This is a genomic window from Amycolatopsis sp. PSD-21 (genome assembly GCF_055561455.1).
Genome location: NZ_CM145712.1, coordinates 8,416,472 through 8,441,358, shown reverse-complemented (window position 1 = coordinate 8,441,358; position 24,887 = coordinate 8,416,472). Strand labels below are relative to the sequence as shown.

At 69.2% G+C, this 24,887-nt stretch carries 19 protein-coding genes; 9 read left to right on the top strand and 10 right to left on the bottom strand.

Going from position 1 to position 24,887, the window contains the following annotated elements; translation table 11 throughout:
- The first annotated feature begins 64 nt into the window (after positions 1-64).
- A complete protein-coding gene (locus ACZ1DY_RS39655; protein ID WP_257484028.1) occupies positions 65-973 on the top strand; it encodes a M23 family metallopeptidase in 909 nt (302 codons plus the stop codon).
- Between the two features lie 48 nt (positions 974-1,021).
- On the opposite strand, the gene ACZ1DY_RS39650 is transcribed toward ACZ1DY_RS39655, so the two are convergent.
- Positions 1,022-1,966 (bottom strand): o-succinylbenzoate synthase, encoded by a 945-nt coding sequence (locus ACZ1DY_RS39650; protein WP_465482698.1) that lies wholly within the window; start codon positions 1,964-1,966, stop codon positions 1,022-1,024.
- A gap of 66 nt (positions 1,967-2,032) precedes the next feature.
- Between ACZ1DY_RS39650 and ACZ1DY_RS39645 the strand changes: the two genes are divergently transcribed.
- Entirely contained in the window at positions 2,033-4,846 is a 2,814-nt protein-coding gene (locus tag ACZ1DY_RS39645) for an AfsR/SARP family transcriptional regulator (RefSeq protein WP_465482697.1), read from the top strand.
- Positions 4,847-4,961: 115 nt separating this feature from the next.
- On the opposite strand, the gene ACZ1DY_RS39640 is transcribed toward ACZ1DY_RS39645, so the two are convergent.
- From ACZ1DY_RS39640 to ACZ1DY_RS39630, 3 genes are all read right to left on the bottom strand, one after another.
- A complete protein-coding gene (locus tag ACZ1DY_RS39640; protein WP_465482696.1) occupies positions 4,962-5,777 on the bottom strand; it encodes a DUF72 domain-containing protein in 816 nt (271 codons plus the stop codon).
- A 52-nt stretch (positions 5,778-5,829) separates the two neighbouring features.
- Positions 5,830-6,585, bottom strand: coding sequence for a DUF4253 domain-containing protein (locus ACZ1DY_RS39635; RefSeq protein ID WP_126730376.1), 756 nt, complete (start codon positions 6,583-6,585; stop codon positions 5,830-5,832).
- A gap of 572 nt (positions 6,586-7,157) precedes the next feature.
- Positions 7,158-8,804, bottom strand: coding sequence for a DNA repair helicase XPB (locus ACZ1DY_RS39630; protein WP_219147873.1), 1,647 nt, complete (start codon positions 8,802-8,804; stop codon positions 7,158-7,160).
- 85 nt (positions 8,805-8,889) lie between these two features.
- Between ACZ1DY_RS39630 and ACZ1DY_RS39625 the strand changes: the two genes are divergently transcribed.
- Positions 8,890-9,525 (top strand): LppU/SCO3897 family protein, encoded by a 636-nt coding sequence (locus tag ACZ1DY_RS39625; protein WP_257484032.1) that lies wholly within the window; start codon positions 8,890-8,892, stop codon positions 9,523-9,525.
- Here the strand turns inward: ACZ1DY_RS39625 and ACZ1DY_RS39620 are convergent.
- On the bottom strand, positions 9,522-10,481 hold the full coding sequence (locus ACZ1DY_RS39620) for an ABC transporter substrate-binding protein (protein WP_257484033.1): 960 nt from the start codon (positions 10,479-10,481) through the stop codon (positions 9,522-9,524). The genes ACZ1DY_RS39625 and ACZ1DY_RS39620 overlap by 4 nt on opposite strands.
- A 191-nt stretch (positions 10,482-10,672) precedes the next feature.
- Here ACZ1DY_RS39620 and ACZ1DY_RS39615 point away from each other — a divergent pair, with 191 nt between their 5' ends.
- The 3 genes from ACZ1DY_RS39615 (at position 10,673) to mdlC (ending at position 15,764) form a co-directional block, all read left to right on the top strand.
- On the top strand, positions 10,673-13,342 hold the full coding sequence (locus ACZ1DY_RS39615) for a sensor histidine kinase (protein WP_465482695.1): 2,670 nt from the start codon (positions 10,673-10,675) through the stop codon (positions 13,340-13,342).
- Positions 13,343-13,358: 16 nt separating this feature from the next.
- Positions 13,359-14,045, top strand: a complete 687-nt coding sequence (locus ACZ1DY_RS39610; RefSeq protein ID WP_465482694.1) for a copper homeostasis protein CutC — start codon at positions 13,359-13,361, stop codon at positions 14,043-14,045.
- A gap of 135 nt (positions 14,046-14,180) precedes the next feature.
- On the top strand, positions 14,181-15,764 hold the full coding sequence (gene mdlC, locus ACZ1DY_RS39605) for a benzoylformate decarboxylase (RefSeq protein ID WP_465482693.1): 1,584 nt from the start codon (positions 14,181-14,183) through the stop codon (positions 15,762-15,764).
- Positions 15,765-15,848: 84 nt separating this feature from the next.
- On the opposite strand, the gene ACZ1DY_RS39600 is transcribed toward mdlC, so the two are convergent.
- The 5 genes from ACZ1DY_RS39600 to ACZ1DY_RS39580 form a co-directional block, all read right to left on the bottom strand.
- On the bottom strand, positions 15,849-16,724 hold the full coding sequence (locus ACZ1DY_RS39600) for an ABC transporter ATP-binding protein (protein ID WP_257484037.1): 876 nt from the start codon (positions 16,722-16,724) through the stop codon (positions 15,849-15,851).
- A gap of 19 nt (positions 16,725-16,743) precedes the next feature.
- Positions 16,744-17,577: an ABC transporter permease gene (locus tag ACZ1DY_RS39595; protein ID WP_125683838.1), complete on the bottom strand. Its 834-nt coding sequence runs from the start codon at positions 17,575-17,577 to the stop codon at positions 16,744-16,746.
- Positions 17,574-18,344 carry an ABC transporter permease gene (locus ACZ1DY_RS39590; protein ID WP_126730393.1) on the bottom strand — a complete coding sequence of 257 codons (771 nt, stop codon included), beginning with the start codon at positions 18,342-18,344 and terminating at the stop codon, positions 17,574-17,576. Before ACZ1DY_RS39590 ends, ACZ1DY_RS39595 begins: the two co-directional genes overlap by 4 nt.
- A gap of 8 nt (positions 18,345-18,352) precedes the next feature.
- Complete coding sequence (locus tag ACZ1DY_RS39585; RefSeq protein WP_321183049.1) at positions 18,353-19,357, bottom strand: ABC transporter substrate-binding protein; 1,005 nt, start codon at positions 19,355-19,357, stop codon at positions 18,353-18,355.
- A gap of 248 nt (positions 19,358-19,605) precedes the next feature.
- A complete protein-coding gene (locus ACZ1DY_RS39580; RefSeq protein ID WP_257484038.1) occupies positions 19,606-20,448 on the bottom strand; it encodes an ABC transporter substrate-binding protein in 843 nt (280 codons plus the stop codon).
- Here ACZ1DY_RS39580 and ACZ1DY_RS39575 point away from each other — a divergent pair.
- The 3 genes from ACZ1DY_RS39575 to ACZ1DY_RS39565 all read left to right on the top strand — a co-directional run bounded on the left by ACZ1DY_RS39575 (position 20,438) and on the right by ACZ1DY_RS39565 (position 24,872).
- Positions 20,438-20,668: a hypothetical protein gene (locus ACZ1DY_RS39575; RefSeq protein ID WP_257484039.1), complete on the top strand. Its 231-nt coding sequence runs from the start codon at positions 20,438-20,440 to the stop codon at positions 20,666-20,668. The two genes, ACZ1DY_RS39580 and ACZ1DY_RS39575, sit on opposite strands and share 11 nt — an antisense overlap.
- Positions 20,669-21,291: 623 nt before the next feature.
- On the top strand, positions 21,292-24,393 hold the full coding sequence (locus ACZ1DY_RS39570) for a sensor histidine kinase (protein ID WP_465485774.1): 3,102 nt from the start codon (positions 21,292-21,294) through the stop codon (positions 24,391-24,393).
- A 20-nt stretch (positions 24,394-24,413) separates the two neighbouring features.
- On the top strand, positions 24,414-24,872 hold the full coding sequence (locus tag ACZ1DY_RS39565; RefSeq protein ID WP_085939650.1) for a roadblock/LC7 domain-containing protein: 459 nt from the start codon (positions 24,414-24,416) through the stop codon (positions 24,870-24,872).
- The last annotated feature ends 15 nt before the right edge of the window (positions 24,873-24,887 follow it).

Sequence of the window (24,887 nt, the reverse complement as noted above, 5' to 3'; positions counted from 1 at the left end):
GTTTGTATCTCGCTTGTACGGCCTTTCGGGACGCTTCTCGCGAAACGCCGAGAAAGGACAACCGATGAGATTCAGACGAGTGGTCACGGCGGCCGCCACCGCCTTGCTGGGCATGGCCGGGCTGGCGATCACCGCGACGTCGGCCGAGGCCGCCGTCGGACCGCGTCCCAACTTCCAGCTCCCGTTCCCCTGCAACCAGGTGTGGAACGGCGACAACGACAACAGCAGCGCGCACCGGGCGTACGAGATCGACTTCAACCGCGGCAGCTCCGCGGGTGCGGACCTCGGTGACACCGTGGTCGCCGCGGCGGCGGGCAAGGTCGTCATCTCGGCGCACCAGGGTTCGGACAACGGGTTCGGCAACCTGGTGAAGATCGACCACGGTGGGGGGTGGTCGACCTACTACGCGCACCTGAAGGTCCGCTCGGTCGCGCTCAACGCGCAGGTCGCGCAGGGGCAGAAGATCGGTGAGGTCGGCAACACCTCCAAGCCGGGCAACAACATCAGCCCGCACCTGCACTACGAGGTCCGCACCAACGACTCGTCGTGGCCGAGCAACATCCAGCCCGCGTACTTCAACGGCGTGCGGTTCGGCTACCCCAACGCGAACGTGACCTCGAAGAACACCTGCAGCGGCAACGGGAATCCCAACCCGTACGACGCCGTCGAGGTCTGCGGCGACGGCTACAAGGTGATCGACTCGCAGGCGCTCGGCAGCGCCGCGACCGCTTACCTGCTGTACAACTCCGCGAACCAGAACAACTGCGTCACCACCATCAAGGCCACCTCGGTCGGGACGGGCAGCGCGGTTTCCGCCTTCCTCGAAGTCCAAGGCTCGGCGAGGAAGACCGATTCCGGCAGCTTCGAGTACTACGCGGGCCCGGTGAGCGCGGCCGCCGGCGCGAAGTGCGTCCGGTGGGGCGGCTCGGCGGGTTCCAACACCTACGAATCGCCTTTCGAGCACTGCAGCTGAACCCGATGAACGCGTCGTTCCTCGCGAAAGTCGCGAGGAACGACGCGTTCATGGCGTCGGGAGGTGGGTGCGGACGCGGGTGAGCCGGGCCTCCCAGGCTGCCCGGACGTCCGGGCCGGCGGCGTGTGCGGCGAACAGGTCGGGTGCGGGAGCCTGAAGCGGCACCGGCAGTCGTCCGTCCACAGGGGACAGTGATTCGCCACAGACGTCCCCCGTCAGCAAGGACATCGTGCCCAGGCCACAAGCGAAGTCCAATGTGGGCAGTGCGCCCGCGAGGGCCAGCCCGGCGGCGAGGCCGACGCTCGTCTCGACGGCGGACGACACCACGCACGGCAGCCCGCACGCCTCGGCGACCTCCAGCGCGCGCCGGACCCCGCCCAGCGGCGCGACCTTCAGCACGGCGACGTCGGCCGCCCCCGCCACGGCCACCTTGAGCGGATCCTCGGCCCGGCGGATGGATTCGTCCGCGGCGATCCGCACGCCGACCCGGCGCCGGACGTCGGCGAGTTCCTCGATCGACGGGCACGGCTGCTCGACGTATTCCAGCCCGCCCGCCGCGCGGTCCAGTTCACCGATGGCCTTGACCGCGGTGTCCACGTCCCAGGCCATGTTCGCGTCGACGCGGACCGCGCCCCGCGGGCCCAGCGCCGACCGCACCGCCTCCACCCGGGCGCAGTCCTCGGCGAGGCTCACCCGTGGGTCGGCGACCTTCACCTTCGCCGTGCGGCAGCCCGACGCGGACACGAGGTCGTACGCCTTGTCCGGGGACACCACCGGGACGGTCGCGTTCACCTCGACGCTCTCCCGTACCGGCGACGGCCAGCCGCGCTCGCTCGCCTCCAGCGCGGACGCCAGCCACGGCGCGCTCTCGGCGTCGGAGTAGTCGGAGAACGGGCAGAATTCGCCCCAGCCCGCTTCGCCGCGGATCAGCAGTCCTTCACGGACGGTGATGCCGCGGAACCGCGTGCGCAGGGGGATCGCGTAGACGTCCATCGGCACCGATCATGCCACCGCGGGAATCACGTGCCGTTTGTCCGGGTTCCCGACAGAATGAGCGACGTGGCACTCGACTTTCGCGTGCTGGGGCCCACGGAGGTCACGGCGGACGGGCTGCCGGTGCCCTTGGGCGGCAGCAGGCCGCTCATCGTGCTGGCAGGCCTGTTGCTGCGCGCGAACACGGTGGTGCCGGTCGAGGAACTGGGCCGCTGGCTGTGGCCGGACGACCAGCGGCGGTCGAAGGGAGCACTGCAGACCTACGTCCTGCGGGTCCGGCGCGCCCTCGGCGACGAGGTCGCCATCCGCACCGAACGCGGCGGCTACCTGCTCGAACTCGACGAGAAGCTGCTCGACCTCGCCCGGTTCCGGTCACTCGCCGCGGCCGGGACGGAGGCCGCGCGGGACGGTGACCTGCGTGTGGCCGCGGACCGGTTCGCCGCCGCGCTGGCCGAGTGGCGTGGCCCGGCGTTGCAGAACGTCCACTCCGAAGCGCTGCTTCGGGACGAAGCCGACCAGCTGGGCGAAGAGCGGTTACGCGTGCGCGAGCAGTGGGCCGACGCGCTCATCGCCCTCGGCGAGCACGCCACCGTCGTTCCCGAGCTGACCAGGTTGTGCCGCGAACACCCGCTGCGGGAGCGGCTGCACGAACAGCTGATGATCGCGCTCTACCGCTCCGGCAGGCAGGCCGAGGCGCTGGACGTCTACCGCCGGATCGGCGCGGTCCTGGCCGAAGAACTCGGCCTCGACCCCGGCGCGTCGCTGCGGCGGGCGCACCAGGCCATCCTCACCGGTGAAGAGTCCGTCGAGACCACATTGGACTCGGGGCTGACGCGGTACCGGCTCGGCGCCGAACCCTTGATCCCCCGTCAGCTCCCCGCCGATCTGCGGGTGTTCTCCGGCCGCCAACGCGACCTCAAGGCGTTGCACGGCCTCGTCCCGGAGGCGCTGGACACCGAGCGCTCGACGCCCATCGCGTCGATCGAGGGGATGGGCGGTATCGGCAAGACGACCCTCGCCGTCCACTTCGCGCACGAGGTCGGGGACCGCTTCCCCGGCGGACAGGTGTATCTCAACCTGCGCGGCTACGGCCCCGGTGAACCGGTCGAAGCCGCCGCCGCGCTCGAAACCATGCTCGTTTCCCTCGGCGTCCCCGCCGACCGGATCCCCGCCGACGTCGACGGGCGCGCGGCCACGTGGCGCTCCTACAGCGCCGGCCGCCGGATGCTGATCCTGCTCGACAACGCGGGGAGCACCGAGCAGATCAGACCGTTGCTGCCCGGCCCCGGCTGCCTGGTGCTGGTGACCAGCCGATGGCAGCTGCGGGCACTCGTCGCGACCCACGGCGCTCGGCGCGTCGCGCTGGAGGAACTGCCGGACGAGGACGCGATCGCGCTCCTCGCGTCGACGATCGGGCTGGACCGGGTCGCCGAAGATCCCGATGCCACCGAACGATTCGTCCGGTACTGCGGCGGGCTGCCGCTGGCCATCCGGATCCTCGCGGTGCGGGCGGCGCAGTTCCCGGACCTCGGATTGCGGGAGTTCGTCCGGCTGCTGGAAGCCGAACAGGACCGGCTGGGCTCGTTCGACCTCGCCGACGGCGACGAGACGAACATCCGGGCCGTCTTCTCGTACTCGTACCGGGCGCTCGACGAACGCGCCGCACGCCTGCTGCGGCTGCTCGGCCTGCCCACCGGCGGTGACTTCAGCCTGCCCGCGGCCGCGGCGGTGGCCGGGGTGGACATCGCCGAAGCGCAAGAAGATCTGGCGAAACTCGCGTCCGCGCACCTGATCGCGCGGTCCAAGCCCGGCCGCTACCAGTTCCACGACCTGATCCGCGCGTACGCGGCCGAGCTGTCGGCGAAGATCGACGGGTCCGAAGCGCGGACGGCCGTACTCGACAGACTGCTCCACGCCTCCCTGGCCTCGGCGTTGAACGCGTCGAGGCTCCTGCGCCCGGAACGGCACTACCGGCTCGTCGAACCCGAGCGGTTCGACGGCGACGGCCTCAGGTTCGGGCATTACGAGCAGGCGCTCGACTGGTTCGACGAGGAGGCGGGAAACCTCATCGCCGCGGTGAACGTCGCGTACCGGGAGCGGCGGTACCGGGAGTGCTGGCAGCTGGCGTGGCTGCTGCAGTCGTACTTCATCGTGCGGGCACGGCTGGAGGACTGGCGTTCGGTGTTCGGGGTGGCGCTCCGCGCCGCTCGCGACCTGGGGGATCGCTCCGGCGAGGCCGCCATCCTCAGCGGGCTCGGCGTGGCCTGCGGGGTCGCCCGTCAGTACGACGACAGCATCGCCTACCTGAAGCAGGTCGTCGAACTGCAACGCCAGGTCGGCGACCGGCAGGGCGAGGCGCGGGCCCTCTACAACCTCACGCTGGCCAGCCAGGATCCCGAAACCGGGTGGGAATACGGGACACGGGCGTTGCGGCTGATCCGGGAGAGCAACGTCGGCGCCGGCATGGAGGCCAGCGCGTTGCAGGCCCTCGGCGACATCTGCACTCAGGCGGGCCGCTTCCAGCAGGCACTCGACTTCGCCGACCAGGCCCTGGCGCTGGAGGCGCACGGGCTCCCCGACGAAGCCCGCTTCACCCTGCACACCAAGGGGACCGCGCTGGTCGGGCTCGGCCGCGGCGACGAGGGCATCGCCAGTATGCGGCGCGCCGTCGAGATGTTCTTCGCCCACGGCGAGCTCTACGAGGCGGCCGACGTGTTGGCCCAGCTCGGCGGAATCCATCTGCGGCTCGGTGATCCCTCGTCGGCGCGGGAATGCTGGCTGCGTTCGGTCCGGGTGCTGACCGAGCTTTCGCATCCCGACGCCGAAGACGTCCGGACCAAGCTGGCCTCACTCGTCGGCGAAGCGGCCAAGGCGGAGTGAGGCACGGGCGCCCGGCGTGCCGACCCCCAGCCGCAGCACGCGAGTACGCCCGTGCCCGCACACGTCACCTAACAGGACACCGCTCACTGAGCGCTGACTGTGCAGCGTGCGCGGGTCAAGCCAGCAGTTTCGCGAGGGTGATCGCGTTCTTCGGCGCCTCGACCTTGACGTCGTTGTCGAAATAGACGTACGCGTCGCGGCCCCAGCCTTCGATCTTCCGGGCCCACTTCTTCAAGGCCTTGTCGCTGTACCCGCTGACGTACAGTTCCTCGGCGCCGTGCAAGCGGACGTATGCGAACTCGTCGCTCGTCATCTCGTCGATGAACGGGAACTTGCCCGCGGTGTCGGCGACCACGAGGGCGATGCCGTGCTTCCGGAACAGTTCGAGGCTCTCGGGCTCGGCGAAGCTCGGATGCCGTACTTCGACGGCGTGCCGGAGCTTCCGGCGAGGCTTCGGATCGGTGTGCGGCTCGGCCTTCAGCTTGTCGTCGTGCTTGCCCGCGAGCTTGGCGGCGGCGTCACTGGTGCGCGGCAGCAGCTTGAAGAAGGACTCGACGCGCTCGGCGTCGAACGCCAGCCGCGGCGGCAGCTGCCAGAGGAACGGCCCCAGTTTCCGGCCGAGCGCCAGCACGCCGGACGCGAAGAAGTTCGCCAGCGGCGCCTCGACGTCACGCAGCTGCTTCATATGCGTGATGAAGCGGCCGCCCTTGACGGCGAAGACGAAGTCGTCCGGTGTCTCCTCGGCCCACGCCCGGTACCGCTCGGGACGCTGCAGCGAGTAGAACGAGCCGTTGATCTCGGCGGAGTTCATTCGGGACGACAGGTACTCCAGCTCGCGCCGCTGCACCAGGCCGCGAGGGTAGAAGTCCCCGCGCCACGGTGGGTAGCGCCAGCCCGAAGTGCCGATCCTCAGCTCCGCGACGTCGATCACCGCCTTCCCGTGTCGCCCTGATTCCCCCTCTCCGGCCGGTGCAAACGCCCGCTCACGCCCACGAGAACCGCCACCTCCGGGTCTGGACCAGGCCGGCGGCGAACTCGCGGAGATTGCCCGGCTGACCGGCGAACGAGGGCAGGCAGAACGCCCGGTGCTCGGCGGCGACGGTGAGCGCGCGGCCCTGGGTGCGCGGTGGCGCGGCCACCGACAGCTCCATCGAGTCGAAGCCCAGCACCGTGAGCGTCGCGCCGAAACGGTCTTCCCAGCTGCGCAGGACGGCGGACAGCTCGTGGACCTGGTCGGTCGCCTTGATCATGCCCGTCCAGCCGAGGATCGCCGGGATGTCGGCGGGCCGCTCCGTCTGCACCAGCGCCAGCCGATGCGGCCCGCGCGCGGCCAGGATCGAGCCGGTGTTGCCGGCCTCGGCCAGCGGATCCGCCCGGCGCGACGGACGGCGGGCGAGCCCGGGGAACTTCGCGCCGAACGGGCGAAGGCAGGCGCCGTCGCAGCACGACGTGTCCCACCAGCGGGCCAGCACCTCGGCCGGATCCACCGAGGCGATCCGGTGGTCGGCGGGGGCGAGCCTGCCGCGGTCGTCGATCCAGTCCTCGCCGTTGGCAGCGAAGCGCTGGTCGTGCGGGATCAGCACCGGCCACAGACCGGAGCGGTCGAACTCGGCGACACAGCCGGTGTAGCGCTCCGGCCTGGCCAGCGGCAGATCCGAAACCCAGATCCGGCCGTGCCACCGGCCGGGCGGCAGGGTCTGGACGGGCGGCGTACCCGGACGGAACGGTGCGATCGTCATCGGCTTCCCCTCGAACTGGTGTTCGGTCGACTCTACCCGAACACTAGTTCGAAGCACCGACAGTTTTCGATACCCCGTTTGCGGGATCTCGCTACCGGTGCCTCACGCGCCCCTGGTGTCACAGTGGCCACAGGATCTGTCCACAGTGGACATGCCGGGGTGGTGAAGGTGCTGTTGCGAAAGCCACTTTCGCAACGTTGAAGGTTGCGAAAGTGGCTTTCGCAACGCGTCGGCGCAGGATCGCCGTGCCGTGAAGGGCTCCTGCCTACCCTCAAGGTAGTGAAGGAGGCCTTCGCTACCCCGTCGCCAGCAGCCGGACGTACATGAAGGCCCCCTTCCTTGCGCCTAGCGCAAGGAAGGGGGCCTTCATGTACTTACATCGGGCGCAGCAGGTCGTCCGCGTCCACGATCGGCAAGGTGTGAAGGTCGAGTTTCCTCGGCTGAGCCGAGGGAAGGGGTCCTTCACGCGCGGCCGCTGCGGCTGCTGTGGTTGCTGGTGTACCTGGGACGAGAGCGGCACGGCCTTCAAGAGAAAAGCGCGGCGGCGGCACCCGGGCCGAGGACTGCAAGACCTACATCGGGCGCAGCAGGTCGTCCGCGTCCACGATCCGGTACGCGTACCCCTGTTCCGCCAGGAACCGCTGCCGGTGCGCCGCGTACTCCGTGTCGACGGTGTCCCGCGAGACGACCGAGTAGAAATGCGCCTGCCGTCCGTCGCCCTTGGGCCGCAGCAGCCGCCCGAGCCGCTGCGCCTCTTCCTGCCGCGAGCCGAACGTGCCGGAGATCTGGATCGCGACCGACGCCTCCGGCAGGTCGATCGAGAAGTTCGCGACCTTCGAAACGACCAGCGTCCTGATCTCCCCGCGCCGGAACGCGTCGAACAGTTCCTCGCGTTCCTTGTTCCGTGTCGCGCCCTGGATCACCGGGGCGTCGAGTTCGTCGCCGATCATCTCCAGCTGGTCGAGATAGGCCCCGATGACCAGCGTCGGCTCGCCGGGATGCCGGTCGACCAGCGATTTGATCACCTTGGTCTTGGTGTCCGCGGTCGCCGCCAGCTTGTATCGCTCCTCGGCCTCTGCGGTCGCGTACGCGAGCCTCTCGGCGTCGGTCAGCGTCACCCGGACCTCGGTGCATTCCGCCGGCGCGATCCAGCCCTGCGCCTCGATGTCGCGCCACGGGACGTCGTATCGCTTCGGGCCGATCAGCGAGAACACGTCGCCCTCGCGCCCGTCCTCGCGCACCAGGGTCGCGGTCAGCCCGAGCCGCCGCCGCGACTGCAGGTCCGCGGTCATCCGGAACACCGGCGCGGGCAGCAGGTGGACCTCGTCGTAGACGACCAGGCCCCAGTCCCGCGAATCGAACAGGTCCAGATGCTTGTACTCGCCCTTGGTCTTGCGCGTGACCACCTGGTACGTGGCGATGGTGACCGGCCGGATCTCCTTCTTCTCCCCGGAGTACTCGCCGATCTCCTCCTCGGTGAGCGACGTCCGCGCGACCAGCTCCCGCTTCCACTGCCGTCCGGCGACGGTGTTGGTCACCAGGATCAGCGTGGTCGCCTTCGCGTGCGCCATGGCCGCGGCGCCGACCAGCGTCTTGCCCGCGCCGCACGGCAGCACGACGACGCCGGACCCGCCCGCCCAGAACGCCTCGGCGGCCTTGCGCTGGTAGTCGCGCAGCTCCCAGTCGACCTCGGCGAGGTCGATCGGGTGCGCCTCGCCGTCGACGTAACCGGCGAGGTCCTCCGCGGGCCAGCCGACCTTCAGCAGCGCTTGCTTGAGCCGCCCGCGTTCGGACGGGTGCACGATGACGGTGTCCTCGTCGATGCGCGCGCCCAGCATCGGGCTGATCTTCTTGTGCCGGAGGATCTCCTCCAGCACCGCGCGGTCGATGGTCGACATCACCAGGCCGTGCGCCGGGTGGTTCGCGATCTGCAGCCGCCCGAACCGGCCCATCGTGTCCACGATGTCGATGAGCAGCGGCTGGGGGACGGGGAAGCGCGAGTACGTCGTCAGCGCGTCGACGACCTGTTCGGCGTCGTGGCCCGCCGCGCGGGCGTTCCACAACGCCAGTGGCGTGATCCGGTAGGTGTGGACGTGCTCGGGCGCGCGTTCCAGTTCGGCGAACGGCGCGATGGCGATCCGCGCGTCGTCGGCCTGGCTGTTGTCGACCTCGAGGAGCACGGTCTTGTCGGATTGGACGATCAGCGGGCCATCGGTCACATCCTCCTTTATACGTTCCGGCCACACCGGCTCCCGCCGCGGCACCGCTGGTGGAAGGATGTGCGGAAGGTGACTGGAGGGGACCTTGACGACTACACCGACCGGCGGGATGCCCGAGTACGACCCGTATAACGCGCCCGCGCCGCTGCCGTCGATGCCGGAGGCGGTACCGCCGACACCGTTCCCCAAGCCGCCGCCGCTGAGCGTGCTGGCCAAGGCCTCGATCGTGCTGGGCGTCGTCGCCGCGCTGGGCCTGGGGAGCCTGTTCGCCTTCGGGATCTCGCAGTCGAGCCGGTTCACCAAGGTCGAGGCGGGCAAATGCCTGTATCTGACCGACGAGGCGGGCGGCAACCAGAGCTACACGACGGCCAGCTGCTCGTCGGATCGCGCGACCTTCCGGGTCGACGAGGTGCGGACGGGCTCGTCGGACTGCCGTAGCGCCGACTACATCCAGTTCGAGCTGTACGGGGGTTCGTCGAGCAAGAGGGCGGAAAAGACGCTCTGTCTCGCGTTGAACGTCGAAAGCGGGGACTGCCTGCGCGACGTCGTGCACGAGACGCGGATCGCGAAGGTCCGCTGCAGTGACATCAGTGCGGAGGCGCGCGCGACGGTGATGCGGGGCTCGACGGAGTACACCTGTTCGTCGGACGACACCGCCCTGCACTACACCGGACCGCCCGAGCGCACCGTGTGCCTGAGGCCGACCGGGGAGAACATCTAGGGCCGCGCCACCATCGACTGCACGTCGAGCCGCGCGCCGAGCATGCCGGAGTTGTGCATCAGGTCGGCCACGCGTTGCAGCCGGATGCCGTTGAGGGACACCGGGTACGTCCCGAGCGAGATCAGTGAGGCCGTCGTCCGGTCGATGTCGGAGAACGACGGCAGCGCGTCGCGGACGACGGCGGGATCGGCCGCCCGCACCTGCGCTTCGCCGAGCACCTTGCGGAAGACCGCGAGTGTGCGGGCGTTGGCCTGCCCGAAGGCTCCCGTCGAAACGTAGGACGACATGGGGAAGTCCAGCGTCGCGCCGCGGGCGCCGTCGGCGAGGATGCTCGCCCCGAGCTCCTTCTCGGCCCTGGTGATGTACGGCTCGACCATCCACGCGGCGTCGGCCTCGCCCGCCTGCAACGCCTGGGGCATCCGGTCGAACGGGTGCTGTTTGAACTGGATGCGGGTCGCGTCGACGCCCGCGGTCGCCAGTACCGATCGCGCCGCCAGCACGCCGACGTCGTCGAGCATGTTCACCGCGATCTTCGGTGACTTCTTGAGGGTGGGCTCGGTGTAGTCGGAGCCGGGAAGTGTGACGAGCGCCATGGTGTTGCGGCCGGCGGTGTACGCCTCGCCCTGCAACTGGAGCGCCGTCCCGGCCGCGGCGGCGCGGAAGATCGACACGTCGCTGGCGAACGCCAGGTCGACCTCGCCGGCGGAGAGCTTGCCGATCGCCTGGTCGGCGGGAACTTCGACGAGGGTCACGGACAGGCCGGCCGCGGTGAACTTCCCCTCGGCGACGGCGACCCGCAACGGCGCGGTGTCGATGGGGCTCCCGACGCCGATGCGCAGTTCCGTCCGTTCGAGTGGCGCGTCGGTGCTTGCGTCACCACCGGAAAACACTCCGCAACCGGCGGTCGCCAGCAGCGCCGCTACCAGCGGAATCGCCAAGACGCGCATCTTCGTCACCGCTCACCTACCGAGAGAATGTGCTCCTCCTGCTGGATCGTATGGTCCGCGCCCCATACGATCGCCTGCGGGAGGCGCCCGACGGCGCGGCTTTCGATCGTTCTCGAACCTTGTTACTCTACAGTAGGTTCGGGCTCTCGTCCCCGATGTCAGCCATGGGAAAGGGTCCCGTGGTGGGAAAAGGAAACCAGGTGGCCCGTCGCGACAAGCGTCCCCGTGGGGGCGACGCGGCGGAACGGCATCCTCGTGTCGGCGGACGCTGGCGGCTGCGGAACTGGCACCTGCGTACCAAACTCTTCGTGGTACTCCTGATTCCCGCGCTCGCGGTGGTCGCCCTCGTCGGGCTCCGGGTCAACTCCGATCTTCGGGACGCGCGGCAGCTGGCCGAGTTCGCCACCCGCGGCCGCGTCGACAGCACCGTCGCCGAAGCCGTGCACCAGCTCCAGCGCGAACGGGACCTCACCGTCCGGTTCGTCGCCGGCGACCGCAAGGGCGACCTTTCCGAACTGACCGAGCAGCGCAAGCGCGTCGACGAGGCCATCGGCACCTTCGACCGCACGCTCGGCGAGAGCAAGAGCAGGCTCGGCGGCAACACCGCGACCAGCCTGCAGCAGACCAGCGACCGGCTGCGCGTGCTGACCGGGCTCCGGTTTTCCGCGGAACACTCCGCTTTTCCCGCCGACGCGGTGCTGCGTTCCTACAGCGACCTGATCTCCGGCCTGCTCGACATCAGCGATTCCACCGCCGCCGACGTCTCCGACCCGGATCTGGGGAAGCTCCGCCTCGCGGGCAACGCGCTCGCGCGGGTCAAGGACCAGATGTCGGTCAAACGCGCGATCATGGCGGCCGCGCTCGCGGAGGGCGGTCTCAGCCGGGACCGGACCCGCGCGCTGCTCGGCGCGGAGGCCGAACTCGCCGCCGCCCGCAACGACTACCGCACGTTCGCGACCCCCGAGCAGCAGCGGATGTACGACGACACGGTCATCGGCCTGATCGTCGACATCGGCAACGACATGGTCGAATCGGCGCTCATCCGCGCGGAGAACGATCAGGGACTCGGCGGGCTGGACCCGAACCAGTGGGACACCTCGGCCACGTACACGGTGAACCTGGCCCACCAGGTGCAGCAGGCGCTGCTCGTCCAGCTTCAGGAACGCACCGACGCCCTCGCGGCACGGGCGAGGACGTCCGCGATCTGGGACGGCGGGATCGTGCTCGGCGTGCTGGTCGTCGCCGGGGTGCTCTCGGTGATCATCGCGCGTTCGCTGTTGCGGCCGCTGAGGATCCTGCGCCGCAGCGCGCTCCACGTCGCCGAACACCAGCTGCCGGCGGCCGTCGAAGGACTGCTGAGCGATCCCGAGCCGCAGCCCGAAAACCTGCGTCGGCGCTTGGCCGTCGCCCCGGTCCCGGTGTTCAGCCGTGAGGAACTCGGCCAGGTGGCGCGCGCGTTCGACGCGGTGCACGGCGAGGCCGTCCGGCTCGCCGGGGAACAGGCGATGCTGCGGGAGAACATCAACGCGATGTTCGTGAACCTGTCGCAGCGGAGCCAGGATCTGGTCGAACGGCAGCTGTCCGTGCTGGACCGCATGGAGGCCGACGAACAGGATCCCGACACGCTCGCCGGGCTCTTCGAACTCGACCATCTCGCGACCCGGATGCGCCGCAACAGCGAGAACCTGCTGGTGCTGTCCGGAACCGACGTCGTCCGTGAGGACGGCGGCGCCGTCGTCGCCGACGAGATCATCGGCGCCGCGCTCTCGGAGGTCGAGCACTACCAGCGGATCGAGCTCGGCCCGGCGCCGCGGATCGCGGTGCGCGGGGAGGCCGTCAACGACCTCGTGCACGTGGTCTCGGAGCTGCTGGAGAACGCCACCCGCTATTCGGACCAGAGCACGATGGTGCAGGTCGAGGGGCACGAGACCGGCCGCGGGGAATGGCAGATCGAGATCACCGACCACGGCGCCGGGATGCCGCAGGCCGAGATCGACCGGACCAACGCGCGGCTGGCGAACCCGCCGGACGTCGACGTCGAGGTCTCCCGACGGATGGGGCTGTTCGTGGTCGCGACGCTGGCGATCCGGCACCACATCGACGTCCGGCTCCGGTCCGCCGACGGCGGCGGGATCACCGCGGAGGTCGTCGTCCCCGCCGAGCTCATCGTCGAAGCGCCCCGGCCCGCGCCGCTACCGGAACCCGTGCCCGTCACCGTCGTCGCCCCGGAGCCGGAACCCGAGCCGCCGCTGGAGGTCCCGCCGCTGCCCGAGCCGGAAGAGAGCGCCGAGGAGTCGCGGTTCGCGCCGGTGCTGGATCCCGGCCCGCTGCGGCGTGCCCCGGTCGTCGAGCGCGAGACCCAGCCGGAATGGCCGTCTTCGGACGACGACGCCGTCGACCATCTGGAGCTGGACGCGCCGACCGAGCGGATGCCCAAGTACCAGAGCGTGCTTTCGCAGTGGTTCGACCACGGAGGCCCGCGCGAAGGGCCTTCGCCCGCGGAGCCCGGCCCGCCTTCCTTGCCTTCGTTCGAGCCGGTCAAGAACACCGTGCCCGAGGAACCCGAGCCGGATCCGGACGAGCCGACCGAGCCGACGCTGAAGCCGGTGGAACCGAAGGAAAAGGAACCGGAACCGGCGTGGCCGACGCCCGCCGAACTGGAACAGGAGGACGGGGCGGAGGAGACCTGGCCGGTGCTGCCCGCCGTCGTTCCCGAGGCCCGATCGCAGGACGACAGGCCGGAGAAGCCGCGAGGGGAGAGGCCGATACTCTCACTTTCCCCCGAAGCGGTCCGCGAACGGATGACCAGCCTGCAAGGCGGATTCCGGCGCGGTCGCCACGCCAGGGGTGACGACAACCCCTCGGCATAAGCGAATTGGAAGGTCCATGAGTTCGAAAACCGGCCTGCTGGAAGTGATCGCGCTGACCGCGGTGGACGCGGAGCGCGCGCAGGAGGGCGGGGCCGATCGCCTCGAACTGGTCAGCGACATGGCCAGCGACGGTCTCACTCCGTCGGTCGAGACGCTGCGCGACGTGCTCGGCGCCACCGATCTCCCGGTGCGGGTCATGCTGCGCGACAACATGTCCTTCGCCGCCGGCGACCTCGACGGGCTGCGTGCGGACACGGTGCGCCTGATCGACGCGGGCGCGCGGGAGTTCGTCTTCGGTTTCCTGGACCTGGAAAGCGAAATCGACGTCGAGGCCTGCGAGACACTGGTCAAGGAGCTCGACGGGCTGCCGTGGACGTTCCACCGCGCCATCGACCGCGCGCGGGACCCGTTGCGCGCCTACGACCAGTTGGTCGCCCTGGGCTGCGACACGGTGCTCGCGGCCGGGCATCCGCACGGCGTCGCGCACGGGCTTTCGGTGCTGCAGCGGCTCGCCCGGCGTGAGGACGGGCCCCGGCTGCTGGTCGGCGGCGGCCTCCGGGCGCAGCAGGTGCACCTGTTGCGAGCGGGCGGGGTCGGCGCTTTCCACGTCGGCAGCGCGGTCCGGCCGGGCGGCTGGGAGTCCGGCATGGACACTGTGGACGTCGCCGCCGTTCGCGAGTGGGCGGCGCTGGTCAAGGAGTAGGCCGCGCGTGCAAGTACCGCATTCAGAGGACGAAATGCGGGGCGTGGGCGTACGCGGGGGGTCAGGTCCAGACCACACACGGTGATACGAGGTTGCATCTTCAACTATCCGGTGCGGACGAGATAGCGTGTGGCCATGGCTACCCGCACCGTACGTGACGCGACCAGGGAACTGCTGCGCGATCTGGGCCTGACCACCGTTTTCGGCAATCCCGGCACGACCGAGATCGCCTTCCTGACGGAATGGCCAGACGACTTCACCTACGTGCTCGCGCTCCACGAGGCGTCCGTCGTCGCGATGGCCGACGGGTACGCGCGCGCGAGCAGGCGCGCGGCGCTGGTGAACCTGCACTCCGCCGGCGGGGTCGGCCACGCGCTCGGGCATATCTTCACCGCGTACCGCAACAACGCCCCGCTGATCATCCTGGCCGGTCAGCAGACCAGGTCGCTGCTGCCGGACGATCCGTTCCTCGGGGCCGTCGAGGCGGCGAACTTCCCCAAGCCGTACGTGAAGTGGAGCTGCGAGCCCGCCAGGGCCGAGGACGTCCCGGCGGCGCTGGCGCGGGCGTACCACATCGCGACGCAGGCACCCATGGGTCCGGTGTTCGTCTCGGTGCCGGTGGACGACTGGGACGTCGAGACCACGAAGCCGATCATCTCGCGGCCGCAGATCCGGGGTTTCGCGCCCGATCCGTCCGCTTTGGACGAACTGGTGTCCGCCTTGGACGCCGCCGAACGCCCGGCGATCGTGGTCGGCCCCGGGATCGACGGCGAGGGCGCCGTGCCCGACGTCGTCGAGCTGGCCGAGAAGGTCGGCGCCGGGGTCTGGGCGCCGCCGATGGGGGCGCGCTGCTCCTTCCCCGAGGACCACCCGCAGTTCTTCGGATTCCTGCAGCCGGAACGGAAAGCGCTCGCGAGCGCGCTGACCGAGCACGATCTCGTGGTCGTCATCGGCGCACCGGCGTTCACCTACCACGTGTACCGGGGCGAGTCGGAAACCGCGCTGCCGCCGCTGTTCCTGGTCAGCGACGACGAACAGATCCTCGCCAGGGCCGCGGAAGGCACCGGTATCCGCGCGACGCCGAAGCTCGCGATCCGCGCGCTGCTGGACCGCGCCGCGCCGCGTGAGGCGCCGAAACCCCGCACCAGGCTGGAAAAGCCCGCCGCGGTCACGCCGATCACCCCGGCCTTCGCCTACTCCGTGATCTCGGAGGTGCTGCCGGACGACGCGATCGTCGTCGAAGAGACGCCGAGCCACCGCAACGAACTGCACGACCACCTGCCGATCAAGTCGACCGACACCGGCTTCCTCACCGTCGCCAGCGGCACGCTGGGCTACGGCCTCCCGGCCGCCGTCGGTGCCGCGCTGGCCCGGCCGGACCGCAAGGTCGTCGCGATCCTCGGCGACGGGTCGAGCATGTACTGCGTCCAGGCACTGTGGACGGCGGCGCAGCACAACCTGCCGGTGACGTTCGTGATCTTCGACAATTCGCAGTACGCCGCCGTGCGCATCCTCGGCGAGGCGGCGGGCGGCGAGAAGGTGCCGGGCGTCGACCTCGGCGGCATCGATTTCCCCGCGCTGGCGACGAGCCTGGGGCTGCGGACGTCGGTCGTCGAGAAGGCCGAGGAGCTCAAGCCGACGCTGGAGGCCGCGCTGCCGGACGAGCGGCCGCATCTGGTGCACGTCCGCATCGACGCGAACCCGCGCACGCTGTACTGAGAGAGGCCGCCGGGGCCACTCCAAGAAGTACGTGAAGGCCCCCTTCACTGCGCCTAGCGCAATGAAGGGGGCCTTCACGTACTTTCAGCTCTTGGCGCGCACCTCGGACTCGGCGGCCTCGGCGTCGGCAGCGGCCTCCTGCTGCGCCAGCTCGTACTCGGCCGCGTCCGAAGCGGCGGTGACGGCCTCCGGAGCACCGCCGTGCAGCAGCCGCGCCACCTCGCCGCGCAGCGTCACGAACTCCGCCGACTCGCGCGTGGTGATCTGGTCCCGCTCCGCGGGCAGCCCGACCGGCAGGTCCGCGACGATCTTCGCGGGCGACTTCGACAGCACCAGCACCCGGTCCGACAGGTAGACGCTCTCGTCGATGTCGTGCGTGACGACGAGGACCGTGCTGCCGTTCTCACGCTGCACGCGCCGCGTCAGGTCTTCGAGCTCGAACCGCGTCTGCGCGTCGACCGACGCGAACGGCTCGTCCATCAGCAGCAGGGCCGGACGGCTGGCCAGCGCCCGCGCGATCGACACGCGCTGCTGCATACCGCCCGAGAGCTGCCACGGGAACTTCGAACCGACCCCGGACAGGCCGACCGACTCCAGCGCCTCCTGAGCCCGCGTGCGGCGCTCCGAGCGGCTCAAGTTGCGCCACCGCAAGGGGAACTCGACGTTCTTCTCGACCGAGAGCCAGGGGAACAGCGAGCGGCTGTAGTCCTGGAACACCACGGCGAGATCCTCCGGCACGCCGGAGACGTCGTCACCGTGCAGGCTGACGCGGCCGGACGTCGGCTTGATCAGCCCGGCGATGCAGCGCAGGAGCGTGGACTTGCCGCAGCCCGACGGGCCGACGATGCTCGCGAGCTGTCCCGCTTCGACGGTGAACGACAGGTCGTTGACCGCGACGTGCGCCTTTTCTCCCGCGCCGTACCGGTGGTTCAGCCCGGAGACTTCGAGCATGGTTGACATCTTGCTGACCCTTCGAAAACTAGAGACGGCCGTTGCGGGTGGGCTGCCAGCGAAGCACTCTCTGCTCCACCGCGAGGAACGCCGCGTTGAACCCGAAGCCGAGGAGCCCGAGCAGGACCAGCCACGACCACATGAGCGGGAAGTCGAACGCCTGCTGGGCGTCCATCAGGGACCGGCCGATGCCGTTGTAGGAGCCGACCAGCTCCGAGATCACCATCAGCAGCAAGGAGATGGAGAGGCTCAGCCGCAGGCCAGCGAAGATCTTCGGCCCGGCGGCGGGCAGCACGATCGAGCGGACCCAGTACGACCTGGGCGTCCGGAACGATTTCGCGGTGTCGATCTTCACCTGGTCCACCGAGCGGACGCCGTCCACGGTGTTGAGCAGCACCGGCCAGATCGCGCCGAAGATGATCGAGCCGGTCTGCATCCCCGGCCCGAGTCCGAAAAGGACGATGAACACCGGGATCAGCGCGGGCGGCGGCACCGAGCGGAAGAACGCGAAAAGCGGTCCGACGTAGTCCATCCCGGTCTTGGACCGTCCCAAGAGGACACCCAGCGCGACACCGAGGGCGCCGGCCAGCAGCCAGCCGCCGAGCGTCCGGCCGAGGCTCGGCAGGACGTTGTCGAACACGGTGTCGGTCAGGAACAGCTGTGAGGCCGGGCCGGTGAACCAGAGTTTCACCGACGCGGACAGGATCTCGGTCGGCGGCGGGAAGAACGGGCTTTCCGCGAGCCGGGTCGCGAGCTCCCAGATCCCCAGTAGCGCGAAGAAGAGCAGCCAGTTGCGGACCAGGATGCCGATACCCCGGCCCACGCGCCTGCCGACGCGGCTGGTCAGCGTGAGGGTCGTCACGAGACCGCCTCCCGGTCGACCGTGCTCCAGCGGAACGCCCGCCTGCCGATCATCTCGAGCCCGCCGTTGATGAGGAAGCCGAGCGCGCCGACCACCACGGTGCCGGCGAGCACGAGGTCGAACCTGGTGGAGCCGGTGCTGGCCTGCATGATGAAGTTGCCGATGCCGAGTTTGGCGCCGGCGAGGAATTCGGTACTGACCACCGCGATCAGCGCGATGTTGGCCGACAGCCGCACCCCGGTGAACACGAACGGCGCGGTATGCGGCAGCGCCACCGACGTCAACGTCCGGAACTTGCTGGTACCGCAGGCTTTCGCGGTCTCCTGCAGCACGGGGTCGATCTCGCCGAGCGCGTAGATCGTGTTGAACATGATGGGCCACAACGACGCGTACACGGCCAGCGTGATCTTCGCTTCGGGGCCACCGCCGATCAGCAGGAGCACCAGCGGGATCAGCGCGACGGCGGGGATCGGCCGCAGGAACTCGATGACGACCGCGGTCGCGGTGCGCAGGCCGGGGATGCTGCCCAGCAGCAGGCCGGCGGGCACGGCGATGGCGACCGCGATCAGCAGGGCGATCGCCCACGCGAGGAACGTGGCGATCAGGTCCCGGACGAACTGGGTCTCGCCGAACTGTTCGAAGATCGTCACGAGGACGACGGACGGCGGGGGGAGGAACTCTTTACGGACCAGGCCGGCCTGGACGATCACTTCCCAGACGAGGAAGAAACCGGCCAGACCGGCCAGGGCACGGAGAAGTCGTGGCACCTTGACCTTTATCCAGCTTGAGGGGCGAGCATCGGAGCGGCGTCGAGCTTGGCCGTGATCACTCCGGTCTGCAGCAGCAGATCCGGCACTCGCTGCAGGCGACGGGCGTCCAGTGTGGACCCGAACGTCGGCAGCGTGAGCAGTGAGGCGGTTTCCGCGTCGACCTTGGCGTACTTGACGATCAGGGGTTCGATCTTGGAGCGGTCGGCCGAGTCGCGCACGGCCTTGCCCAGTGCACGCTGGAACGCGGCCAGCGTCTTGGGGTTCTTGTCCACGAAGGAGCCGAGCGCGCCGAAGCCCGCCAGGGGGAAGTCCTGGGTGGCACCGGTCGAGATGTCGACGACCGGGGTCGCGCCGACGACCTTCGAGGCCTGGGTCAGGAACGGCTCGGGCAGGTAGCCCGCGTCGACCTGGCCCGACGAGAGCGCCGCGGCGATGTTCGGCAGGGCCATGGGCACCCACTGGACCTTGCTGGTGTCCACGCCGTGGTCCTTCATCACCGAGACGGTGAGCAGGTGGGAGGCGGTGTTCTTGTCGGTGATCGCGATCTTCTTGCCCGCGAGGTCGTTGATCGTCTTGACCGAGGAGGTCGGCACGGTGACGACCGCGTTGCTCTTGGGGCTGGCCGAAACCGAGTCGGCGACGAGCCGGATGTCGGCCGCGCCCTTGCTCTTCGCGACGAAGAACGGCATGTAGGTGGAGAACGCGATGTCGACCTCGCCACCGATCATCTTGGTCATCGCCTGCTGGCCACTCGGGGCGTCGACCGCTTCGACCTCGAGACCTTCGGCCTTGAAGTACCCGCCTTCCTGCGCCAGCCGCAGCGGCGCGAGGTCGACGACGGGCAGCAGGGCCACCTTGATCTTCGGCTTCTCCAGTCCGCCTTCGCCGCCCGACGCCTTCGACGTGTCCTCGCCGCCGAGTGCGCCACAGGCGCCCAACGTGGCCAGCATGAGCGCGCTCAGGGCGACGCCGACGGCACCCCGTCCTCTACGTGCACCGCTCCTGCTCATGGCGTTTCGAAACAAAGCCAGCTCCTCGGAAACAATGAATCACCGTTGGGGTTTTTTCATCCGTGTCGTGGCTTCATTTCGCCAGGCACGCGGTCACCTTAGAGATTTGCCCACCTGCTCACAATGGGTGTCGTGAGCGGGTGATCATTTTAGGCCATTCGCCCGATCACCTGATCACCCGCTTGGACAACATTACTTTCAGTGATCGAATTCCGCGTGGATGGGCAATTCGAGGTGACCGCGAGTCATCAACTCGTGGCCTGGGCCGCGATCATCGGGCCGACGTCGATCTTGCTCTGGATCGCGCCCATCTGCAGGAGCAGGTCCGGAACGCGCTGGATACGGCGCGGGTCCAGGGTGGACTGGAACGTCAGCAGCGTGGTCAGCGCGGCGGTGTCCTGGTCGATCTTGGCGTACTTGACCAGCAGCGGCTCGATCTTGGAGCGGTCCGCCGCGTCCCGGGTGGCCTTCTGCATGGCGCGCTGGAAGGCGGCAACGGTCTTCGGGTTCTCCGAGACGAACTTGCCGAGCGAGCCGTAGCCCGCGGTGGGGAAGTCCTGGGTGGCGCCGGTGGCGGTGTCCACGACCGGGACGGTGCCCGCCTGCTTCGCGGTCTGGGTGATGAAGGGTTCGGTCAGGAAGCCGGCGTCGATGTCGCCGTTCTTGAGCGCGGTCCCGACGTTCGGCAGCGGGATCGGCACCCACTGGACCTTGCTGGCGTCGACGCCGTGGTCCTTCATGACCGATTTGGACAGCGTGTCCGACACGGTGTTCGGCGCGGTGATGCCGATCTTCTTGCCCGCCAGGTCGCTGACGCTCTTCACCGTGGACGTCGGCAGCGTGACCAGCATCGTGCTCTTCGGGCCCGCGGAGGAGGCGTCCGCGACCAGCTTGATGTCGGCGGTGTTCTTGCTCATCGCGATGAAGAAGGGCGTGTAGCTCGCGTACGCGATGTCGACCTCGCCGCCGATCAGCTTGGTCAGCGAGACCTGACCGGTCGCGGCTTCGATGGCCTCGACTTCGAGGCCTTCGTTCTTGAAGTAGCCGCCGTCCTGCGCGAGGCGGAGCGGGGCAAGGTCGATGGTCGACATCACGGCGACCTTGATCTTCGACTTCTCGAGGTTCCCCGAGCCGCCGGAGGAGGACGAATCCTCGCCGCCGAGGAGCCCGCAGCCGCTGACCGATACCGAAACCGCGGCCGCCATCGCGAATGCGAGGGCTCCACGACGGCCCAGGCTGGCGCTCAAGGCCTTCTTCGAGCTTGCAGAGCCAAGCAAAGTGGTGCTCCTGATCAAGGGGAGGGACACGTGATGACGTGGCCTGATGTGGAATTCGGAAGTGACTCTTTGTCTCAAGTCAGGGCCCACTGTAGAGAACACACACTGTGCTCACAATGGGTGGTCATCCCATGATCCCAAGTGGTAACGATCACCCGAACAGGTTGTTTGTCAGAAGTGAACACAACTGGGCGTGTTCGCGCCGGGGACTTGTTGACAACTGAGCGCCGACGGGTCAAGAGCCGTCCGGGGCTTACTCGTAGGTCTTGACCGAAGGGTTACATCTGGGCCGCCCGTTCGCTACCCTCATGCACCGGTAGTGAGGTGTGGACCACTGATGTAGTGAAAGAGAGTGCCTTGGATGGCCGAACGCTCTGGACCTTTCCCGAGGTGCAAGGCACTCTGTGTCAAACACGGTGAACACGTCCGTGCTTCACTGGTGCGCGCCCGCGCACTGGCGGGTTAGGCCGAACAGACCAATGGTACCGAGCAGGGTTTCGGTCAAGTGCACTTGAGAGATCGCGTCGAAGACGACTTCCTCATTCGGATGAGTGGATACTCACGCCGTGCGCGTCCCTCCCGGATGACGGGAGCGTGCGGATAGTGGTCTCCGACAACCGACCCAGACAGCAGCAGTACGGCCAGCTCGAGAACGGCATGTCCAAAATGGGCTTTCCCGGCCCGGATGAAGATGATGGTGGTGCGGCGGTGCCGAACGAAGACACCGCGGGGGTGGGAGGGGCCCCTGCGCGGGATACCGGAGACGGTCCTGGCGGGAAGGCCGGGTCGTTCCTGGGCCTGCGTAACTGGCGTCTGCGATCGAAGCTCGCGGCCATCCTGATCATTCCGACGCTGACGGCGCTCGCGCTCGGCACGCTGCGTGTGATCGACGACAGCAACGAGGCGGCGCGGTTCCAGGACACCGCCGACCAGGTCGCGTTCGCCGACAAGATCACGCTCGTGGTGCACGAGCTGCAGAGCGAACGCGCGCTCGCCGTCGCCAAGATCGCCTCCGGCGACCCGTCGCGCCAGAACGGTCTCGACGCGCAGATCGCCAAGGTCGACCGCGCCGTCGACGACCTGCGCGCTTCGGCGAACCAGATCAACCCGGACGACCAGGACACGAGGGACCGCTACTCGCGTGGTCTGCAGCGGCTCGACGCCCTGCGCCCGCTGCGCGGCGCGATGAACACCTCGCTGCTGGGCGACACCCCGGTCCTCATCGCCTACTCCGGCATCCTCGACTCGCTGGTCCAGCTCGGCCGCGAGGTGACCACCGCGGTGGCCAACCGCGACGTCCTCCGGCTCGGCGTCACCGTGCAGGCCATCAGTGAGAGCAAGGAGTTCATCGCCCGCGGTGACGCGGCGCTGCTGATCGCCTCCTTCCGCTCCGGCTTCCCCGGCGACCTGTTCGACCAGGCCCGCTCGGCGGTCGCGAGCGGCGACGCCTCGACGGCGGCCTTCGTCGCCAACGCCAGCCCCGAACAGCGGCAGCTTTACTCGGACACCTTCTCCGGTCCCGAGGTCGACGACCGCCGCCGGATCACCACGATGGCGTTCTCGCTGCACCAGCAGAACGAGCCGCCGGCGATCGACAACGTCGCCCTCGGCAACGACAGCCGCGTCGCGCTGGACAAGCTGCGCGCGGTCGAGACCAATCTGCTCGGCCAGCTTCGGGCGCAGGCCGACGGCCTGGCCACCGACGCGATCAACTCGGCCTGGATCGGCGGCGCGATCGTGCTGCTGGCCCTGCTCGCGGCGCTGTTCCTGATGCTCGTCATCGCCCGCCTGATGCTGCGCCCGCTGCGGGTGCTGCGGAAGACGGCGCTCGACGTCGCCTACACACGGCTGCCGGAAACCGTGCAAGCGATCCTGGACGACCCGGACCCGGTCAACGCCTCGAAGCGGTCGGTCGAGCCGGTGCCCGTCACTTCGCGTGACGAGATCGGTGAGGTGGCGCGGTCGTTCGACGTCGTCCACGAACAGGCCGTCAAGATGGCCGCCGAACAGGCCCTCCTGCGCGAGAACGTCAACGGCATCTTCGTGAACCTGTCCCGCCGGTCGCAGCGGCTGGTGGAACGCCAGCTCGGCGTCATCGACCGGCTCGAGGCCGACGAGCAGGACCCGGACCACTTGGCCAGCCTGTTCGAGCTCGACCACCTCGCCACCCGGCTGCGCCGCAACGGTGAAAGCCTCCTGGTGCTCTCGGGCGCCGGTCTCGCGAAGTCGGTGCCCAAGCCGGTGCCCGCCGCCGACGTCATCGGCGCCGCGGTCTCGGAGATCGAGCAGTACGCCCGGATCGAGATCGGGATCGTCCCCGAGGTCGCCGTCCAGGGTCTGACGATCCACGACCTCGTGCACGTGCTCGCGGAACTGCTCGACAACGCCACCTACTTCTCCGAGCCGGAGACGAAGGTGACCGTCCGCGCGGTGATCACCCGCAAGAAGGCGCTCGCCATCCAGGTCACCGACCACGGTGTCGGCATGACCGAGGAGCGGCTCGCCGAGGTCAACCAGCGGCTCGCCGACCCGCCGGACCTGGACGTCTCGGTGACCCGGCGGATGGGCCTGTACGTGGTCGCGCGCCTGGCACGCCGCCACGGCATCGAGGTCCGGCTGCGGGAGAACGAGGACATCGAGGGCGGCGTGATCGCGCGGGTCGTCGTGCCCGCCGAGCTGCTCACGCAGATGCGGCCCGGCGGCGTGCGCAACACCCCGCCGCCGGCGAACCGTTCGGAGACGTCGATCCCCTCGATGCCGTCGGTGTCCGAGATGTCGACCTCGCTGCCGAACATCCCCGCCTCCGACCGCGGCCTGGAGATGACACCGCCGCCGCCGTCGAAGCCCCCGGCTTCGCAACCGGTCGCGCAGCAGGGCGGGCTCGTCCCGCTCGACCAGCCGATCAGCCTCGACGACCTGGTCGCGGGCAAGAACGCGGCCGGGCCGTTCCTCAGCCCGGCGACGCCCGCCGAGGAGGCCCCGGCGTGGCCCACGGCCGAAGACATCTCGCCCACCAACGGTGACGGCGCCTCCAGTGGCACCGAGACGCAGTTCGCGTCGCTGGTGCTGCCGAAGCGGGAGCCGAAGTACACCCCGGTCGAGCCGCGGAACAAGCCCGAGGAGACCGCCGAGTCTTCGGAAGCGGGCAAGTCGGCGCTCGACGACGACGTGCCCACCCGGCGGCTGCCGATCTACCAGTCGGTGCTCTCGCGCTGGTTCAGCGAAGGCGACGAGGCCGGGGGCGACAGCCCGACCACCTACACCGAGCCGGTCGAGTCCGAGCTGCCCGCGCGGACTCCGGACAGTGGCGCCGAAGCGGCGGAATCCGCTTCCGAAGAGGCATTGCCCACTCGGACACCGCGGAGTGTTCCGCCGGAGACGGTGCTCCAGGACAATGGCTGGCGCAGCGCGTCGGACGACGGCTGGCAGGCGGCGCAGGTCCTGTACGAAGACCGGAACGACGAGATCACCCCGGCGGGCCTGCCCAAACGGGTGCCGAACCAGTACCTCGTCCCCGGCTCGATCGGCGGGAACGAGCCGAAGAAGGAAGACTCGTTCGCCGACAAGACCTCCGGAATGCCGGGAACGGGCGCGATCGCCCGCTCGGCGACGGCGGCGCGGAGTCGGATGGCAAGCTTCCAGAAGGGCTACACGTCGGGACGGCACGCGTTGAAGGAACGCCCGCTCGATGCGCTGGATGACAACGGCGTTCCGGTGACCGGCAGGGATACCTCTGCCGATGACAGCAGTAAGGAGTGACAGTGACACGGGCGGGTGCGATGCAGCCGGGTGGTCCGGCGCAGCCTGGCGGCCAGGCGCAGGGTAAAGGACACACGAGCAGCTTTGCCTGGCTGATCACGGATTTCGTGCACCGGGTCCCGGGCGCGGCGCATGCCGTGGTGGTGTCGGCGGACGGTTTGCTGCTGGCCTCCTCGAAGGGACTTCCCAAGGACAGGGCCGATCAGCTGGCCGCCGTCGCGTCGGGGCTCACGAGCCTCGCCCGCGGTGCGGCGAAGGTGTTCGAAGGCGGCACGGTCGCGCAGACGGTGGTCGAGATGGCCAACGGCTTCCTCTTCTTGATGTCGGTGTCCGACGGGTCCTGCCTGGCGGTCCTCGGCTCGCCGGAGAGCGACATCGGCCTGGTCGTCTACGAGATGACCCTGCTGGTGGAACGGGTGGGGCAACAGCTGACACCGGAGATGCGCGCGCAGCTGCAGGGCGCGTCGGTCCGCCGCTGAGCGACCGGGAACCGA